The organism is Microbacterium sp. NPDC077644, assembly GCF_040702785.1.
In the GTDB taxonomy this organism is placed as follows: domain Bacteria; phylum Actinomycetota; class Actinomycetes; order Actinomycetales; family Microbacteriaceae; genus Microbacterium.
The window spans coordinates 578,742-595,146 of record NZ_JBFBME010000001.1 but is presented as its reverse complement, the minus strand read 5'-3'; the positions used below and the strand labels follow the sequence as shown (position 1 = coordinate 595,146).

Annotated in this window: 15 protein-coding genes; 9 read left to right on the top strand and 6 right to left on the bottom strand. The window is 70.3% G+C overall.

Annotation, left to right across the window (positions count from 1 at the left end; all coding sequences use genetic code 11):
• The first annotated feature begins 3 nt into the window (after positions 1-3).
• From AB0269_RS02815 to aqpZ, 5 genes are all read left to right on the top strand, one after another.
• On the top strand, positions 4-927 hold the full coding sequence (locus AB0269_RS02815; protein WP_366210491.1) for a MoxR family ATPase: 924 nt from the start codon (positions 4-6) through the stop codon (positions 925-927).
• Positions 928-2,235, top strand: a complete 1,308-nt coding sequence (locus tag AB0269_RS02810; RefSeq protein ID WP_366209640.1) for a DUF58 domain-containing protein — start codon at positions 928-930, stop codon at positions 2,233-2,235.
• A gap of 91 nt (positions 2,236-2,326) precedes the next feature.
• On the top strand, positions 2,327-2,764 hold the full coding sequence (locus tag AB0269_RS02805) for a Fur family transcriptional regulator (RefSeq protein ID WP_366209638.1): 438 nt from the start codon (positions 2,327-2,329) through the stop codon (positions 2,762-2,764).
• 1 nt (position 2,765) lies between these two features.
• Positions 2,766-4,262: a catalase gene (locus tag AB0269_RS02800; RefSeq protein ID WP_366209637.1), complete on the top strand. Its 1,497-nt coding sequence runs from the start codon at positions 2,766-2,768 to the stop codon at positions 4,260-4,262.
• A 117-nt stretch (positions 4,263-4,379) separates the two neighbouring features.
• On the top strand, positions 4,380-5,144 hold the full coding sequence (aqpZ, locus tag AB0269_RS02795; protein WP_366209636.1) for an aquaporin Z: 765 nt from the start codon (positions 4,380-4,382) through the stop codon (positions 5,142-5,144).
• Between the two features lie 6 nt (positions 5,145-5,150).
• Here aqpZ and AB0269_RS02790 read toward each other — a convergent pair whose 3' ends face one another.
• Positions 5,151-6,143: a stage II sporulation protein M gene (locus AB0269_RS02790; RefSeq protein ID WP_366210490.1), complete on the bottom strand. Its 993-nt coding sequence runs from the start codon at positions 6,141-6,143 to the stop codon at positions 5,151-5,153.
• 16 nt (positions 6,144-6,159) lie between these two features.
• Between AB0269_RS02790 and AB0269_RS02785 the strand changes: the two genes are divergently transcribed.
• Positions 6,160-6,969, top strand: a complete 810-nt coding sequence (locus tag AB0269_RS02785) for an RDD family protein (RefSeq protein WP_366209635.1) — start codon at positions 6,160-6,162, stop codon at positions 6,967-6,969.
• A gap of 1 nt (position 6,970) precedes the next feature.
• On the opposite strand, the gene AB0269_RS02780 is transcribed toward AB0269_RS02785, so the two are convergent.
• Positions 6,971-7,177 (bottom strand): DUF3499 family protein, encoded by a 207-nt coding sequence (locus AB0269_RS02780; protein ID WP_366209634.1) that lies wholly within the window; start codon positions 7,175-7,177, stop codon positions 6,971-6,973.
• A gap of 67 nt (positions 7,178-7,244) precedes the next feature.
• Between AB0269_RS02780 and AB0269_RS02775 the strand changes: the two genes are divergently transcribed.
• Positions 7,245-7,670 carry a hypothetical protein gene (locus tag AB0269_RS02775; protein ID WP_366209633.1) on the top strand — a complete coding sequence of 142 codons (426 nt, stop codon included), beginning with the start codon at positions 7,245-7,247 and terminating at the stop codon, positions 7,668-7,670.
• Between the two features lie 12 nt (positions 7,671-7,682).
• Here AB0269_RS02775 and AB0269_RS02770 read toward each other — a convergent pair whose 3' ends face one another.
• From AB0269_RS02770 to manA, 4 genes are all read right to left on the bottom strand, one after another.
• Positions 7,683-9,053 carry a DUF5719 family protein gene (locus tag AB0269_RS02770; RefSeq protein ID WP_366209632.1) on the bottom strand — a complete coding sequence of 457 codons (1,371 nt, stop codon included), beginning with the start codon at positions 9,051-9,053 and terminating at the stop codon, positions 7,683-7,685.
• Positions 9,050-11,938: a glycosyltransferase gene (locus tag AB0269_RS02765; protein WP_366209631.1), complete on the bottom strand. Its 2,889-nt coding sequence runs from the start codon at positions 11,936-11,938 to the stop codon at positions 9,050-9,052. Before AB0269_RS02765 ends, AB0269_RS02770 begins: the two co-directional genes overlap by 4 nt.
• 74 nt (positions 11,939-12,012) lie before the next feature.
• Positions 12,013-12,330: a WhiB family transcriptional regulator gene (locus tag AB0269_RS02760; RefSeq protein ID WP_175985933.1), complete on the bottom strand. Its 318-nt coding sequence runs from the start codon at positions 12,328-12,330 to the stop codon at positions 12,013-12,015.
• Positions 12,331-12,455: 125 nt separating this feature from the next.
• Positions 12,456-13,583 carry a mannose-6-phosphate isomerase, class I gene (manA, locus tag AB0269_RS02755; RefSeq protein ID WP_366209630.1) on the bottom strand — a complete coding sequence of 376 codons (1,128 nt, stop codon included), beginning with the start codon at positions 13,581-13,583 and terminating at the stop codon, positions 12,456-12,458.
• Positions 13,584-13,636: 53 nt separating this feature from the next.
• On the opposite strand from manA, the gene AB0269_RS02750 reads away from it, so the two are divergent.
• Positions 13,637-15,058 carry an O-antigen ligase family protein gene (locus AB0269_RS02750; RefSeq protein ID WP_366209629.1) on the top strand — a complete coding sequence of 474 codons (1,422 nt, stop codon included), beginning with the start codon at positions 13,637-13,639 and terminating at the stop codon, positions 15,056-15,058.
• Entirely contained in the window at positions 15,055-16,359 is a 1,305-nt protein-coding gene (locus AB0269_RS02745) for an O-antigen ligase family protein (RefSeq protein WP_366209628.1), read from the top strand. Before AB0269_RS02750 ends, AB0269_RS02745 begins: the two co-directional genes overlap by 4 nt.
• The last annotated feature ends 46 nt before the right edge of the window (positions 16,360-16,405 follow it).

Genomic DNA, 16,405 nt, shown 5'->3' with positions numbered 1-16,405 from the left:
GCCATGCACCGGGTCCGAACCGAGGTCGACAAGGCCGTGGTCGGACAGGCCGGCACCGTCACCGGGCTGCTCGTGTGCCTGCTCGCCCGTGGCCACGTGCTGCTGGAGGGCGTCCCGGGCGTCGCCAAGACCCTGGTCGTGCGCTCGTTCGCCAAGGCGCTGGGGCTGGACACCAAGCGCGTCCAGTTCACCCCGGATCTCATGCCCGGCGATGTGACCGGTTCGCTCGTGTACGACGCGCGCACCGGCGAGTTCGAGTTCCGTCAGGGCCCGGTGTTCACGAACATCCTCCTCGCCGACGAGATCAACCGCACTCCTCCGAAGACCCAAGCCGCGCTCCTGGAGGCCATGGAGGAGCGGCAGGTGTCGGCGGACGGCGAGAGCCGCGACCTGCCCGATCCGTTCCTCGTCGCCGCGACGCAGAACCCCATCGAGCACGAGGGGACCTACTCCCTGCCCGAGGCGCAGCTGGACCGCTTCCTCATGAAGCTCGTCGTCGGGATGCCCGAGCGCGATGCCGAGGTCAGCGTGCTGCGCCTGCACGCGGGCGGATTCTCGCCGCGCGTGCTCACCGGCGTCGCAGCAGCCGTGACCGCCGAGGAGATCCGGGCCGCGCAGGATGCGGCATCCCGCGTCGAGGTGACCGACGAGGTGCTCGGCTACGTCGTGGACCTCGCCCGCGCGAGCCGCCAGTCCCCGTCCGTGCTTCTCGGCGCGAGCCCCCGTGCCTCGACCGCACTGCTCGCCGCCGCGAAGGCCTGGGCGTGGCTCAACGGGTCGAGCGCCGTGACGCCGGATCACGTGCAGACCATGCTCGTGCCGGTCTGGCGGCACCGCCTGCAGCTGCGACCGGATGCCGAGATGGAGGGCGTGTCCGCGGATGCGGTGCTCGCCTCGGTGATCCAGCAGACGAGGGTGCCGATCTAAGTGTTCGTCACCGGTCGACTCGCGCTGCTCACGGGCCTGGGCGTCGTACCCGTCGTGGCGCTCGCCATGGCGGGTGTCCCGGCGTGGGCGGTCGTCGGCGGGTGGCTGCTGCTGTGCGCCGGGCTGCTGGCGATCGACGTGTCCCTCGCGGCGAGCGCCCGCACGGTCACGGTGACCAGACGCGTGCCCGCGCGCGCCCGCATGGGCGAGCCCGTCGACGCCGAGGTCGCACTGCACAACCACGGGCCGCGCACGCTGAACGCACTCGTCCGCGATGCCTGGCAGCCGACGGCCGGAGCCGGAGAGGGGCGGCTGCGGGTCGTGGTGCCCACCGGCGAGCGGCGGCGGGTGACCGTACCGCTGCTCCCCCGCCGGCGCGGCGAGCTCGTCAGCACGTTCGTGTTCATCCGCTCCCGCGGACCGCTGGGTCTCGGTGGCCGCCAGGCCAGGCACGACGTGCGCGGCGCGATCCGCATCCTCCCGGCCTTCGCGTCGCGCAAGCATCTTCCTTCCCGCCTCGCGCGCCTGCGCGAACTCGACGGCAACACGAGCATCCAGGTCCGCGGCCAGGGAACCGAATTCGACTCCCTGCGCGAGTACGTGCGCGGTGACGACGTCCGCTCGATCGACTGGCGCGCCACCGCCAGGGCGGGCACGACGATGCTGCGTACCTGGCGTCCGGAGCGCGACCGGCATGTCGTGATCCTCATCGACACCGGGCGGACCGCCGCCGCGCGCGTGGGCGACGGCACACGACTGGATGCCGCGCTCGAGGCGTCGCTGCTGCTCGCAGCGCTCACGTCGAGGGCCGGAGATCACGTGCACCTGCTCATGTACGACCGCGTCGTCCGAGGGCGGGTCACGGGCGTGGAGGGCGCCGGTCTCCTGCAGGCGATCACGGATGCGATGGCGCCCGTGCACGCCCGGCTCGTCGACACGGACTGGGGTGGAGCCTTCGCGGCGATCCGCTCGTTGACGACGCGCCCGTCGCTGATCGTCGTCCTGACCGCGCAGGATGCCGCCGAGTCCGCGCGCAGCTTCCTGGGCGCGTTCCCCACCGCTTCTCGCGCCACGACCGTGCTGGTCGGCTCGGTCACGGACGACGCCGTCGGCGAGCTCGCCACCCGGCGCGATTCCCGCGAGGACATCTACCTGGCGGCCGCCGCCGAGCGCACGATCCGCGATGCGGAGAATGTCGCGGATGCCATCCGCCGAGCAGGCGGTGAGGCGATCACCGCCGACCCCGAGGCGCTGCCGCCGAAGGTCGCGGATCGCTATCTGGAGCTCAAGGCCGCCGGCCGCCTCTGAGCGGGGCCGCCGCCGAACGCTGGGTAGCCGATTGGTTAACATGACTGATTCTCTTTTGTGAATGATTCAGGAAACGACTACACTGGACGCGATGACCATCGCCACCGAGCACCATGCACCCGAGCGCCTGCGCGCCGCAGGGCTCCGCGTGACGGTGCAGCGCGTCGCTGTCATCGAAACGCTGGCCGCTCGGCCGCACGCCTCGGCGGAGTCCGTGTTCTCGTCGTTGCGCGACCGGCTCAGCGGGGTGGCGCTGCCCACCGTCCACGGCATCCTGGGCGATCTCACCGGCGCCGGAATCGTGCGCCGAGTGAGCCTGCCGGACGCCGCGAGCGCCCTCTACGAGGTGCAGGACGAGTTCGACAACCACCATCATCTGCAGTGCGTCGAATGCGGCCGCGTCGAAGACGTCGCGTGCGCCGTCGGCGAAGCACCCTGCCTGCATCCGTCCCACGACCACGGGATGCGGATCATCGAAGCCTCTGTCACCTACCGAGCCATCTGCTCCGATTGCGAAAGGAAGAAGTGAAATGACTGAGAAGACTTTCACGACCACCCAGACCGGAACCCCTGTCGCCAGCGACGCCCACTCGCTGACCAGCGGGCCGGACGGCATCACCGCCCTCCACGACCGCTACCTGGTCGAGAAGCTCGCCTCGTTCAACCGCGAGCGCGTGCCGGAGCGCAACCCGCACGCCAAGGGCGGCGGAGCATTCGGCGAGTTCGTCGTCACCGAGGACGTCTCGCAGTACACCCGCGCTGCCGTCTTCCAGCCCGGCGCCACGAGCGAGACGCTGCTGCGTTTCTCGTCGGTCGCGGGTGAGCAGGGCTCCCCCGACACCTGGCGCGATGTGCGCGGTTTCTCCCTGCGCTTCTACACCACCGAGGGCAACCTCGACATCGTGGGCAACAACACCCCGACGTTCTTCCTCCGCGACGGCATGAAGTTCCCCGACTTCATCCACTCGCAGAAGCGCCTCACCGGCTCCGCCCTGCGCGACGCCGACATGCAGTGGGACTTCTGGACCCTATCCCCCGAGTCGGCTCACCAGGTCACCTACGTCATGGGCGACCGCGGCCTGCCGCGCTCGTGGCGCCACATGAACGGCTACGGCTCGCACACGTACCAGTGGGTCAACGCCGAGGGCGAGCGCTTCTGGGTCCAGTACCACTTCCTCACCAAGCAGGGCGTCGAGCCGATGTTCTCCGACGAAGCCGAGCGCATCGCCGGTCAGGATGCCGACTACTACCGCCGCGACCTCTACGAGGCGATCGAGAACGGCGACCACCCCTCCTGGGACGTCTACGTGCAGGTCATGCCCTACGAAGAGGCCAAGACGTACCGCTTCAACCCATTCGACCTCACCAAGACGTGGTCGAAGAAGGACTACCCGCGCATCAAGGTCGGCACATTCACGTTGAACCGCAACCCGCGCAACTTCTTCGCCGAGATCGAGCAGGCGGCCTTCTCGCCGGGAAACCAGGTGCCCGGCACCGGCATCTCCCCCGACAAGATGCTCATGGCCCGCGTCTTCGCCTACCCGGACGCCCAGCGTCACCGCATCGGCACGAACTACAACCAGCTGCCGGTCAACCAGCCGCACGCCGCCGAGGTGAGCAACTACATGCATGAGGGCAACATGCAGTATCACTTCAACACGGCGGAGCACCGCGTCTACACCCCGAACTCGTACGGGGCGGCCGGCGGCCCGGAGGCCGACCCGCAGCGCGGCGTCGAGGCGAGCTGGGAGAACGACGGCGCGCTCATCCGCACCACCGCGACCCTGCACGCGGAGGACGATGACTTCGGCCAGGCGCGCACGCTGATCAACGACGTCTTCACCGCCGAGGAGCGCCAGCGCTTCATCGAGACCCTCGCCGGCCAGTACGACGCGCTGACCGTCCCCGCGATCCAGGAGCGCTTCTTCTGGTACTGGGGACAGGTCGACCAGAAGGTCGCGGATGACGTGCGCGCGCTCACCAGCCGCGCACTCGACAACGCGGAGCCGGTGGGCGTCGGCGAGTGAGCCGCTGATTCCCTGAATCGTCGATTCGCGCGTGGGGTCGGATGCTTCGGCATCCGACCCCACTAGCATGTAGGCTGAATCCGATCGATTCCGGTCGAACCGACGAGAGGGAATCCCATGAGCGAGACGCTCGCCGAAGCTGCAGCTCCCGTCCCATCCACAGGAGCCAAACTCACCGCCGAGGCTCTCGGCACCTTCCTACTGGTCCTCGGCGGCGTCGGAACCGCCCTGTTCGCCTCCAACCACTTCACCGACCCGGGTTCCGGCTCGGCCGTGTATGTGGCCATCGCCTTCGCCTTCGGTCTCACGGTCGTCGTCGGCGCCTACGCGTTCGGCCCGATCTCGGGCGGACATTTCAACCCCGCCGTGACGCTCGGCGTCGCGGCCGCAGGACGGCTCGCGTGGCGCGAGGTACCCGGCTACATCATCGCTCAAGTCGTCGGCGGCATCGTCGCGAGCACGGTCCTCGTCCTCATCGGCCTGTTCGGACCCGACGGCTGGCTGACGACCGCCCAGGACGCCGGTTTCGCCAGCAACGGCTGGGGCGAGCACTCCCCCGGCGGGTTCGGCATGTGGGCGGCCATCATCATCGAGATCGTGCTGACCGCGGTGTTCCTGTTCGTGATCCTCGGGACGACGCACAAGCTGCGCCCGACGCCGTTCGCCGGCCTCGCGATCGGTCTCACGCTGACGCTGATCCACCTCATCAGCATCCCGGTGGACAACACGTCGGTGAACCCGGCACGCTCCATCGCCGCCGCCGTCTACGGCGGCGTCGGGCCGCTCTCGCAGCTGTGGGTGTTCATCGTGTTCCCGATCGTCGGGGCGATGCTCGCCGGAATCGCATATAAGACGCTGCTCGACGGCACGAAGAGGGCGTGAGTCCCGTCAACCCGCGGTGAGCTGCGGAGTGCCCGCCTCGTATTCGAGGAGGTCTCCGCGCTCACCGCGCCGGTAAGCCCGGCGACCGACGAGCAGCATGTAGACGAGGAACACGCCCAGCGCGGCGGCACCGATTCCGATCTTGATCGGCCAGGGCAGCGACCACCCCGTGACGAACCCCTCCACGAGCCCGGACAGGAACAGCGCGAACACCAGTCCGATCGCGACGGTGGCCAGGGCCCTGCCCTCCTGGGCGAGTGCCGCGCCGCGCGTGCGCGCGCCGGGCGCGACCCAGGCCCAGAACAGATGCAGCCCGGCGGCAGCCGCCACGAAGATGCTCGTGAGTTCCAGCATCCCGTGCGGGAGGATGTACAGCACCATCACGTCCAGACGGTCGTGGACGGTCATGATCGCCGCCGAGACGCCCACCCCGAACGCGTTCTGCACGATGACGTAGAGCGGCCAGATGCCTGTGACACCGAACAGCACGCACTGCGCGGCGATCCAGGCGTTGTTGGTCCACACCATGCCGGCGAACACCGCCGCCGGGTTCTCGGTGTAGTAGCCGGTGAAGCTCTCCTCGGCGTACTGCTCGAGGTAGTCCGCGGGGCCGAGAGCGGCGACCAGCGCCGGATCGCTCGAGATCCACGCGGCGACCACCGCGACGATCGCGACGAAGACGACCGCGATCACGAGCGTGGTCCATCGCAGCCGGTAGAGGGCTGCAGGGAGCTGATCGACGAAGAACCGCGCGATCTGGGTGAGGATGCTGTCGGACGCACCGGTGATCCGGAGCCGCGCCTTCGACAGCACGGAGGACACGTACGCGCCCTGCGGCGAGTCCCCGACCGAAGTCTTCAGCTCGGCGAGATCCGCGGATGCCGCGCGGTACCGCACGATCAGCTCATCGACGCCCGCGCCGTCGAGCCTGGCGCGGCTGAGAGCGTCGAGTCGCTCCCACTCCGCGCGGCGCGCATCGGCGAGAGCATCGGCATCCACCTGATTTACTGTACTCATGTCCACGCCGATCGACAGCGCCGATGAGGTGCTCTCCGGCGAAGCCGTCGCGATCGACGTCCAGCCGCTGGGCTTCTTCATGCGCGCGCTCGGCTCTTTCATCGACATGGCGGTCGGCTGGGTGCTGTTCGTGCTCTTCCTGTGGCTGCGGACGTGGCTGCTGTTCACCGGGATCATCGGATCCTCGATCGACGGCATCCTCAACGTCGCGGCTCTGGTCGTGTGCTTCGTGGTCGTGCCGCTCGTCGTCGAGCTGGCTACGCGCGGACGGAGCCTGGGCAGGCTCGCGGTCGGCGGGCGCATCGTGCGTCTCGACGGGGGATCAGCCGGATTCCGCCACGCGTTCATCCGCTCGCTGATCGGGGTTCTGGAGATCTACATGACCTTCGGCGCCATCGCGATGCTGTCCGGCGCGTTCACGGCCCGATCGCAGCGCCTCGGCGACCTCGTCGCGGGCACGTACAGCCAGCGTGTCCGCACGCCGAAGCTGGTCCCCCTCGCCCCTGTCATGCCCGAAGCCCTCGCCGGATGGGCGCAGATCGCCGACGTCGCCCGGATGCCGGATCGGCTGGCCCGGCGCATCTCGCAGTTCCTACAGCACGCCGAGCGCATGTCGCCGCCGGCGCGTGCCCGGGTCGCGGGAGATCTCGTCGCCGAGTCGGCGGCGTTCGTGTCGCCGCAGCCGGCGGCGCATCCGGAACAGCTTCTCGTCGCGATCACCGTGCTGCGGCGCGAGCGGGAGCGCCGTGCGCTGGCGATCGCCGACGCGAAGACGGAGCGTCTGACCGGTCGCCGCGTGGGCGTCTGACTCAGGCGCGCAGCGCCTCGTGCCGCACGACGATCCAGCCGGCGGGAACGGAGAGCCGGTCCGCGTGCTGCGCGCACAGGTCGTGCGCGTGCGGGTGGTCGCTGCCGCCCAGCGGCCCGAGCGCGGCCATCTGATCGCCGTAGTCGTACGTGAGCGTGGCCACGGCCTCGCGTGCGCAGGTCACCTTCGAGCAGAGTCGTCCGTCCATCCCTGTCAGCGTAGGACGCGTGGGCGCCTCGATCGGGATGCCGCGCGGAGCGCCTAGACTTTCGAACATGCCACGCCGTCGCTCTGCCGCCGCGTCTCCTCGACGCGGTGCCCGTCATGGCCGGCACGGACGGCTGGGGCGCAGTGAGGTCGTCCGGCCTCCCCTGCCGCCGCTGGACGGCCGCATCGACCGCTTCGACGCGACGATCGGCACCGCCGTGGACTTCCTGCGCGGCACGTGGCCCGAACTGCAGGAGGTGCGGTTCGAGATCGGCGGGTTGCCGACGAAACCGGATGCCGACGGCATCCCGCGGTGGCAGATCGATCGCGATCAGCGCCGCATCGTGCTGTTCCGCATCCCGATCGAACGTCTCCTCCCGCCGGGTCACGACGACGATCTGCATCGACGAGTGGCGATCGAGAGCGCGGTGTTCCGCGCAGCGGCCGAATACGTCGGCAAGGATCCGTGGGAGTTCGGACCGGACGCGCCCTGACGCCGTCGGCGATCAGGGATAGACGGTGATCGGCTCCTGCGCCGCCGCCCCGGCCCACACCGGCCATCCGGCCAGCGCATCCGTCCCGGACAGCATCACAGCCGCCCGGATCGGCCCGTCCGTGGACACCGAGTAGGCGCTGCGGCTGCGTACCTCGATCACGGCGTCGTCGCCGGCAGCGATGGTGATCTCCTGCGGCTGCCCGCCCGACGTGCGCGCGACGGTGACCGTCACCGGGTCGTCCGATACGTTCACGAGGTGCATCCGCGGGCCAGGTCCGGCTGGCACGGCCACGAGCACCTCCCCGTCGATCTCCGGCGCAGAGGGCATCCACGCGAAGTCGCTTCCTGCGCCGGCACCGGTGGTCTGCCTGACCGCACCCACGACGGAGGCGTCGGCCTCGATGTCGATGCTGTAGACGCCCGGTTCGAGCTCCTGCAGATCGACGTCCGTCGGCGCGCCCGCGTCGAGCGGGACGGTGGTCTGCAGAACCTCGTCGCCGCCCGAGCGCACGGAGATCCGCGCGTTCGTGGCGTCCTCCGTGGCCATCAGCCGCAGCAGTGTGAGCGGGAAGTCGTCGCTGGCTGCCTCGACCTGGACCCCGGCGAATCCGATGCGCTCGGCGGGTGCTGCAGCCGCGTCCTGCAGGTCGGATCCCGAGGGGTCCAGTGTGCGGATGAGCGAGGACTGCAGAGTCGCGCGCAGCGGGGCGCCCTCCGCGGTGACCCGTACCACCGGCGACGGCGTTCCGGCGGCGACGGACGACAGCGGAACGGAGAGTTGCGTCCCTGCGGGGACGAGGACCGAACTCGACGTCTCCTCGAGGCCGAACATGGTGATGGTCGCCGTCGCCGTGACATCGCCGGGGTTGGAGAGGATGACCAGATCGCTGGTGCCGGTCTCGACGGCGCCGCCGATCAGCCAGGACTCGGTGCGGGGCTCGCGGCAGGCGGCCGCGGCGAGGCCGGAGAGGTCCTCAGCGCGCAGTGTGATGGATTCGGCTGCGGCGATGAGCGCGTCTCCGCCCTGCTCAGCGCTGGCGACGAAGTGCCGGGGCCCGGATGACTCTCCGAGCTCGGGGGCTGCGAGTTCGGACTCGTCCGTGCTGCCCGTGCTCTCGACCGTGAGCGACGGGGTGCCGCCGGACTGCTGCTGCGACGCATCCGTCGCGTTGCGTCCGAGGGCGCGGAAGTCTCCTGTGCACACCAGGGTGGTGTCGCCGGCGGTCGGCGTCACCGACACCTGAGCGGGCTGAGCCTGCGTGCTCGGCCAGGGCAGGGCCACGGCGACGACGACCGCGATCACGCAGCCGACGGCCAGCGCGGCGCCGGTGAGGAAGCGGGCGCCGGTGGCGACCAGCCTGACGGCTCGGTTCTGGATCATCGCTGCTCCTCGTCCTCGTCGTCATCGTCCGCCGCGGGCTCGGGCCTGGCGTCCTCGCGCCGCCGCGGCAGGACCAGCGGCTCGTCGGCGGCCCGGCCGACGATGCGGGACTGAGCCCTCGCAGCACGCCGGGAGGCTCTGGTGGGGATGGCGAGCAGCAGAGCGGCGAAGACCACGATGAGCTGCAGAGCGATGAGCGACCCGGCGGTTCCCTGTTCGGCCCGGGTCAGGTCGGACCGCTCGGCGGGCTCGGCATCGAGCCGCCACAGCACGCCCTTGTCGGTCTCCCCGACCTTCACGAAGCCGGCGCGCTGGTCGAGCGCCGTCACCGCCTCGACGCGGAAGGCGCGGGCTGCGTCGGATTCGGAGCCCTGCGGCTGATCGAGCAGGACGAAGTGGATGCCGTGGGCGGCGAGCTCGCCCGGCGCATCGAAGGTGCGCGGGGAGAGCAGGTCGACGGCCAGTGCACTGATGTCGACGCCCTGCGGCGACGTCGCGGTGCTGAGCATCGTGGTCTGTGCGCCGAGCGTGGCGCTGGCTCCCCACACCACGTCGATCGCGAGTCCGCCGTCGTTCTGCGGGGTGAGCACGAGCGTGGAGATCTCGCGGTCGCCCCGCGCTTCGGCCGCGACGTAGGCCGGCAGCGTGCTCTCGGGGCCGTTCGTGAGCTCCGTGCGTCCGCCGTGCAGGGCGGTGAGGGCGGGCAGAGCGCATACGGCCAGCGCGAGCCCGGCGACGGTGACGGCCGCGATGCGCAGCTTCGGCATCGTGATCGCAGTGTCGAGGGTCACGAGGGCGCCGCCGACCATTCCCGCCCATGCGAGGCTGAGACCGGTGCCGGGCCAGATCGCCACGGGAGTGCCCTGGGCGAAGCTGACGCTGACGCCGACCGCGAGGAACGCCGTGGCGAGACCGGCCATCGTGACGCCGAGCAGCGTGATGCCGGCACCCCAGCGCGGCGCGACGGCTCCGGCCAGCGCGAGCAGTGCCACAGGCGCGATGAGCACGGGCGCCCATGCGGCCGATGCGGGGTCGAGCACGTCCATCCAACCGGCGAGGTCGGCCGTCGGGAAGCCGCTGGCCAGCACGAGCCGTCCTGCTGGGTCGGCGCCGGCCTGCGCCCCGGCCCAGACGGCGCCGGGGTCGGCGAACACCGACCACAGCCGGCCGTTCTGCGCCTGCCAGATCGCGAGGGGGGCGAACAGGACGGCGGTGGGTGCCAGCATCCACAGCAGTCGGACGGCGCCGTGGAACCACGCGCGGGAGAGCACGATGATGATCGCGAGCAGCCACAGCACGATCAGGGCCGGTGCCAGCGACGGTGCGCAGGCGATGGTCGCAGCGAGCACGATCGAGGCAGCACCGGCGGCGCCCCACGAGCGGTGCGCGACCACCGCCGTGTGGAAGAGCCACGGCAGAAGGAGGTGGGCGAGTACGGCGGCCGGGCGGCCATCGATCAGCGCAGTGAGGAACGTCGGTGCAAGCGCCCACGCGACGCCGCCGAAGATCCGCAGTCCCCCGCGGTCGGTGATGCGCGTGGCCGCGAACCATCCGCCGAGGACGGCGAGCGGCAGTGCCAGCAGCCAGAGGACCACCATCGCATAGGAGGGCGCCCCGGCCCACAGCGTCCCGACGACGGCGAGAACGGCCGCGAACGGGTCGGCGGGGCCGATGACGCCGATGCCGACACCGCGCTGCCCCCAGGCGGCGTCGGACCACAGACCCGCGACCGTGTCGCGCAGGGGAAGGAGGGCGCCTCCGCCGATCGCCGGCCAGGCCAGAAGCGTCATGAAGGCCGCGACGCTCACGACGAGAGCACCGAGCACGGCCCAGGCGCCTCCGCCGGAGAAGAAGTCGAGTTCGCTGACGGCGCCGCCTTCGCTGCCGTGACCGTCGTCGAGTCGGCGACGCAATTCTCCGCGAGTGATCCGCAACGGCGCGATGCTCGCCCACGAGGCGTTGCGGTTCGTGCGGATGCTGCGACGGGAGCGGGCGACCGCGCCGAAACGGACCATCGCGGCGAGGGCCGCGCCCCACTCGGGGAAGACGGATGCCGGGCGCTTGGCGACCAGATGCGCGATCGTGCGCCACAGCGCCAGAGGAAGCAGGCTCAGCCAGTGCAGCGGGACGACGGCGGCCGGCGCATAGGAGAGGCGTCTGTGCAACTGGGCGAGGCGCGTGACGTAGGCGCGCGGCGCCTGCCCCTGCGGCAGGGCTGCCGGTCCGTCTGGGCTGACGGAGACGCGGGCACCGGGCGCGAGTGCCACACGTCCGCCGGCGAGGCGGGCCCGCACGCCGAGGTCGAGTCCTTCGTCGGCACCGCCCAGGCCGGGGTCGGGCAGCAGGCGATTCGTGGCCTCCGCGCGGATGAGCATTCCGCGGACGTCGGCGCCGAGTGCGTCATCCCGGCCGTCGTGCTGGTTCTGGTCGAGCTCTCCTGCCGCGAGTTCGACGGAGCGGCCGCCATGCGTCATCGTCACGCCCAGGCTCACGAGATGCCGGTCGTCATCGACGTCGACGAGCTTGGGCGCTGCGATCGACGCGGACGGTGAACGCTCCAGAGCCCCGGCGAGCTGAGCGAGTGCGCTCGGATGCGGGGCCGTGTCGTGTGCGAGGAGCCAGATCGCCGCGTCGTCGGCGATACGGGGCTTCGCGAACGCCACGGCCTCTGCGAAGGACGTGCTCGTGCGGGCCTCGATGATCCCCTCGACCACCCGGGCGATCGCATCGCTCTCGCGCGCAGCCGTGCCGTCGCCGCAGACGACGAGGGTCACGGCGTCCGGCCGACGCGTCTGAAGTGTCAGAGCATCGAGCGTGCGCAGCAGCTGAGCACGGGACGACGGCCCAGGGCGCGCGACGATGATGGCATGAACTCGGGTTGGCATGGCCTGGTCAGCCTAAGCGCTCGAGTACGGCGTGTTCGTCAGCCCGTGCGGCGTGGCCGCCAAGCTGTGCGCGGTCAGCCGGCCTGGCGCTTGAGCTTGCGGCGCTCGCGCTCGCTGAGTCCGCCCCAGATGCCGAAGCGCTCATCGTTGCCCAGCGCATACTCGAGGCATTCGCCGCGAACGTCGCACGATGAGCAGATGCGCTTGGCATCCCGCGTCGAGCCGCCCTTCTCCGGGAAGAACGCCTCCGGGTCGGTCTGCGAGCAGAGTGCGTCGGTCTGCCAGGCGAGCGCCGAGTCCTCATCGACTTCTGCGCGCCTGACCCCGGGAACCCCGAGATTGACCGGATCGACAAACCAGTTCTCGGGAACGTCGGAACGGTAACCCGTCATATCGTTCTCCTTGCCCTATTACTGCCCCCCGCTGGGCCTTGCTCCACTAATTACACCCGTGTCATTCGCCGCGGTCAAGTCGCGGATCGTAAACCCTCAAGCAAGTCTTGAAGGTTCACGGCGTGTCATCGGCGTGTCGCGCCGGGCTCGGCAACGAACGCCTCCCCGGCGCCGGCGAGGACGAGCACCGACTCGTCGGCCGATGCGAAGACCGCCTGCCCGACCGGTACGCCGACGGCGCCGCCATCCGAGCCCGCCACGGTGATCTCTCCCGCGGTCACGAGCACCATCGCCGGGCCGGCGACGTCGAGCTCGATGTCATCGCCCGTGACCGCGACGCGACGCAGGGCGAAGTCGTCGACGTCCACCGGGTATGCCGTGACAGCACCGTCCGCCGACGGTCGCAGCACGGGGACGACTCGCGGAGTCGTGTCCAGGACCGAGAGGAGCTCGGGCACATCGATGTGCTTGGGTGTGAGCCCGCCGCGCAGAACGTTGTCGCTCGCGGCCATGATCTCCACGCCGAGGCCCGAGACGTAGGCGTGCAGGAGACCCGCGCGGAGGAAGATGCCTTCGCCGCGGCGCAGCACGATGAGGTTCATGAGCAGTGCCACGACCACACCCGGGTCGCCGGGGTTGCGCGCGGCGATGGCCCTGACCGCATCCAGCTCGGCGGCGAACTCCTCGGAGGATGCGGCACCCAGTGCGTCGATGATGTCGTCGACCTCTGTCTGCGCCGAGCCCGAGAGCAGCCACGCGATCGCGCCGCCGAGGGGATCGTCCGCCGCGGTGAGCTTCTCGCGGAGCGCGTCGGGACCGGCAGACGACCCGAGTGCGCCGACGAGACGCACCGTGTCCTCGACGGGACGCAGTCCGCCCAGCGCCTCGAACCGGTCGCTGAGCGCGACGATGAGCTCGGGCTTGTGATTGTCATCGCGGTAGTTGCGCTGGGGGTCGTCGGCGGCGAGGTGCGCTTCGCGCGCCCAGCCGTCGCGCGCCTGCTCGATCGTGGGGTGGACCTGGATCGACAGCGGATCGGCGGCCGCGAGCAGCTTCAGCAGATACGGGAGGGATCCCCCGGTGACGGCATCCAGCGTCGACCCGCCGTCGACATCGGCGGGGTCACCGGGGTGGTCGCCGAACCAGACCTCCGCCTCGGGCGCACCGGTGGGTTCGCGGCCTTCCAGGTCGGCGAGCAGGGTGGACGATCCCCAGGCGTAGTCGCGGGGCTCGTTCGACAGTCGAAGCAGCATGGCCCCAGCGTATCGAGGGGGTGGGCGCCGTCGTGCGCGGTAGCCTGATTCCGATGGCGCAGTACACGAAGCACCCCGTGGCGGCCCCGCCCATCGCGCCGGAGCGCGAGTCGACGGGGCATCTGCTGCTGCGCGCGTACGCGACGCTCGTCCTGTTCGCCGTCTTCGCCCACACCGCGGTGTACAACCTCGTCGGAGAGGTCGGCGCAGGCGTCATCATGGCGCTGTTCCTCCTGGGGTCGCTGGCGATCGGCATCCCGATGCTCGCCCGGGGCCGCCCGCACCCGTTCGCGTGGCGGCGCCTGCCGTGGGCCGCGCTGGCGTACACGGTCCTCGCGCTGCTGTCGGTGGCGTGGTCGCAATGGCGGCTGCCGACGATCCTGACCTGGGTGCTCCTCGCTGCGGTCACCGTCAACGCGCTCCTGATCGCGCATGCGCTGGTGTGGCACGAGATCGTGCAGACGCTCGGGTCGGCCTTCAAGTGGATCATCGGCCTGTCGATCGCCCTCGAGCTGACCGTGTCGCTCGTGCTCCACCACCCGCTGCTCCCCAACTTCGCGACCCTCCCCGACGGCGATGTCGACCCGCACTGGTACTGGGTGCGCGACAACTTCTTCGACGGCGGACGCATCCAGGGCATCGTCGGCAACTCCAACGTGCTCGCCATCATCTGCCTGTTCGCGATCATCACCTTCGGTGTGCGGATCGCGCTGCGCGCCCGGTGGCGGGTCACGCATGCGCTTTGGATCGTGGCCGCCGCGTATCTGATGTTCCGCGCTTCGTCGGCGACGGCGTACCTGTGCGCTCTGGCCGTCGCGATCGTGCTGCTCGTCGCGATCCTCATCCGGCGCACCCGCACACCGGGCGGGCGCACGCGCATCTATGCGACGTGCGGCGGCATCGTCGCGGTCGCGGTCGCCGCGCTCGTCGTCTTCCGCGAGCCGTTGTTCACGGCCCTGGGGCGCGGCGCAGACCTCACGGGGCGCACGGACCTCGTCTGGGCGAAGGTGATCGAGCGGGCGGCGCAGCATCCGATCTTCGGCAACGGCTTCTCAAGCCCCTGGATCCCCACGGATCCGGCTTTCGACGGCTGGATCGTCGACCACGGGATCACGGTCTTCCACGCGCACAACATGTGGTTGGACGTGCTCATGCAGCTCGGCGTCGTCGGTCTCGTGCTCATGGCCGCCGCGTACCTCAGCCTGCTGTGGCGGGCATGGTTCTTCGCGGTGGACCGCCCGCGCTGGGATCTGCGGGCCGATCGCCCGTTCTCGCCGCTCACGCTGCTGCCCGTGCTGTTCACCGTCGTGCTCCTCGTGCAGGGGCTCGCGGAATCCACTCCGATCATGCTCTGGGGCTGGATGCTGCTGGTGATGTTCTCGTTCAAGCTCAAGGCCGTGCCTCTCGTGGGCATCGGACTGAGCGAGCGCTCGCGCGTCACCGAGCGCGGGCACGAGGCTCGGCGCGTCCCGTGACGTCGGCCGCCGCCGCGCTGTCCCGACTCCTCGGCTCGGTCGAGATGGCGCGCGCCTACACCCTCACCGTGCTCGGCGCCACGTTCGGATCGTTCGCGATCGGACGGATGACCTCGCCGCAGACGTACGCGACGATCGTGCTGCTGCTGACGGTGCTCGGGATCGCGATCCTGTTCGTCCGCCGCGAGGAGCTCTCGCTGCTGCGCATCGCCCCGACGTCGCTGCTCATGTTCCTCGCCCTCGCGCTCGTGAGCGTCGTGTGGACGACCGATCGGTCGGACACGTTCGTCAGCTGGCTGTGGCTGGTCGGGTTCGCCGTGATGGCCATCGCGATCGGCCACATCCGCGACACCCTTCAGACCGTCCGCGCGATCGGCGATACGCTGCGCGTGATGCTCGGGCTGTCGCTCGGCGTCGAAATCCTCTCGGGCGTCCTCCTCGACGTGCCGATCCGGTTCCTGGACGTCGCCGGGAACCTCGCGGCGGGCGGTCCGATCCAGGGCCTGTTCGGCACGAGGAACATGCTCGGGTTCATCGCCGTGATCGCGCTCATCACGTTCGTGATCGAGTGGCGGTCGCAGTCCGTCGCCGCCGCCATCGCGGTGCCCTCGATCGGGCTCGCGGGTTTCCTCGCGCTGCTGTCGGCGTCGCCGACCGTTCTCGTCCTCGCCGTCGCCGTCGGCGTCGTCACGGCGGCCCTGATGATCGTGCGCCATACGCCGGCCGAGCGGCGCACGTTCGTGCAATGGACGCTGGGCGCGCTGGTCGTGGCGGCCCTCGTGCTCGCGTTCGCGTTCCGTCACCCGATCATCCGGTGGATGGGCGCAGGGTCGGACTTCTCCACGCGAGCGGATCTGTGGAACAAGATCCTCGACTTCTCCGCGGTCAAGCCGTTCCAGGGCTGGGGCTGGTTCGGGCCGTGGGATCGCGGCGAGTACCCGTTCGTGTACATCAACTACTGGCTGGGCGACCATCACCAGACGGCGCTGAACGCGTTCTTCGACGTGCTCCTGCAGCTCGGCATCATCGGCCTCGTGTTGTTCCTGCTCCTCGGCGGCGTGGCGATCGTCCGCTCGTGGCTGGTCGCCAGCGCGCGACGGTCGGTCGTGTACGCCTGGACGCCTCTGGTGTTGGTGACGCTGGCGGTGGATTCGATGTTCGAGAGCTTCACGCTCGACGGCGCCGGATGGTTCATGCTCGTCCTGTGCGCGCTGCGCGCCGGCCAGTCGCGGTCGTGGCGCGAGAACATCGACGCGGTGAACACCGGGGTGATCCCGACGCTGCGGCCGGAGGGCGCGTAGCCGCGGACCGGGTGGCGGACAGGGAACCCCCGGTCCCGGAAGGTAG

Excerpts from the sequence above, each read along its gene's own strand:
- AB0269_RS02805 (WP_366209638.1), top strand. The coding sequence starts at position 2,327 with ATGACCATCGCCACCGAGCACCATGCACCCGAGCGCCTGCGCGCCGCA.
- AB0269_RS02750 (WP_366209629.1), top strand. The coding sequence starts at position 13,637 with ATGGCGCAGTACACGAAGCACCCCGTGGCGGCCCCGCCCATCGCGCCG.
- aqpZ (WP_366209636.1), top strand. The coding sequence starts at position 4,380 with ATGAGCGAGACGCTCGCCGAAGCTGCAGCTCCCGTCCCATCCACAGGA.
- AB0269_RS02780 (WP_366209634.1), bottom strand. The coding sequence starts at position 7,177 with ATGGACGGACGACTCTGCTCGAAGGTGACCTGCGCACGCGAGGCCGTG.
- AB0269_RS02815 (WP_366210491.1), top strand. The coding sequence starts at position 4 with ATGCACCGGGTCCGAACCGAGGTCGACAAGGCCGTGGTCGGACAGGCC.
- AB0269_RS02775 (WP_366209633.1), top strand. The coding sequence starts at position 7,245 with ATGCCACGCCGTCGCTCTGCCGCCGCGTCTCCTCGACGCGGTGCCCGT.
- AB0269_RS02770 (WP_366209632.1), bottom strand. The coding sequence starts at position 9,053 with ATGATCCAGAACCGAGCCGTCAGGCTGGTCGCCACCGGCGCCCGCTTC.
- AB0269_RS02785 (WP_366209635.1), top strand. The coding sequence starts at position 6,160 with ATGTCCACGCCGATCGACAGCGCCGATGAGGTGCTCTCCGGCGAAGCC.
- AB0269_RS02765 (WP_366209631.1), bottom strand. The coding sequence starts at position 11,938 with ATGCCAACCCGAGTTCATGCCATCATCGTCGCGCGCCCTGGGCCGTCG.
- manA (WP_366209630.1), bottom strand. The coding sequence starts at position 13,583 with ATGCTGCTTCGACTGTCGAACGAGCCCCGCGACTACGCCTGGGGATCG.
- AB0269_RS02800 (WP_366209637.1), top strand. The coding sequence starts at position 2,766 with ATGACTGAGAAGACTTTCACGACCACCCAGACCGGAACCCCTGTCGCC.
- AB0269_RS02760 (WP_175985933.1), bottom strand. The coding sequence starts at position 12,330 with ATGACGGGTTACCGTTCCGACGTTCCCGAGAACTGGTTTGTCGATCCG.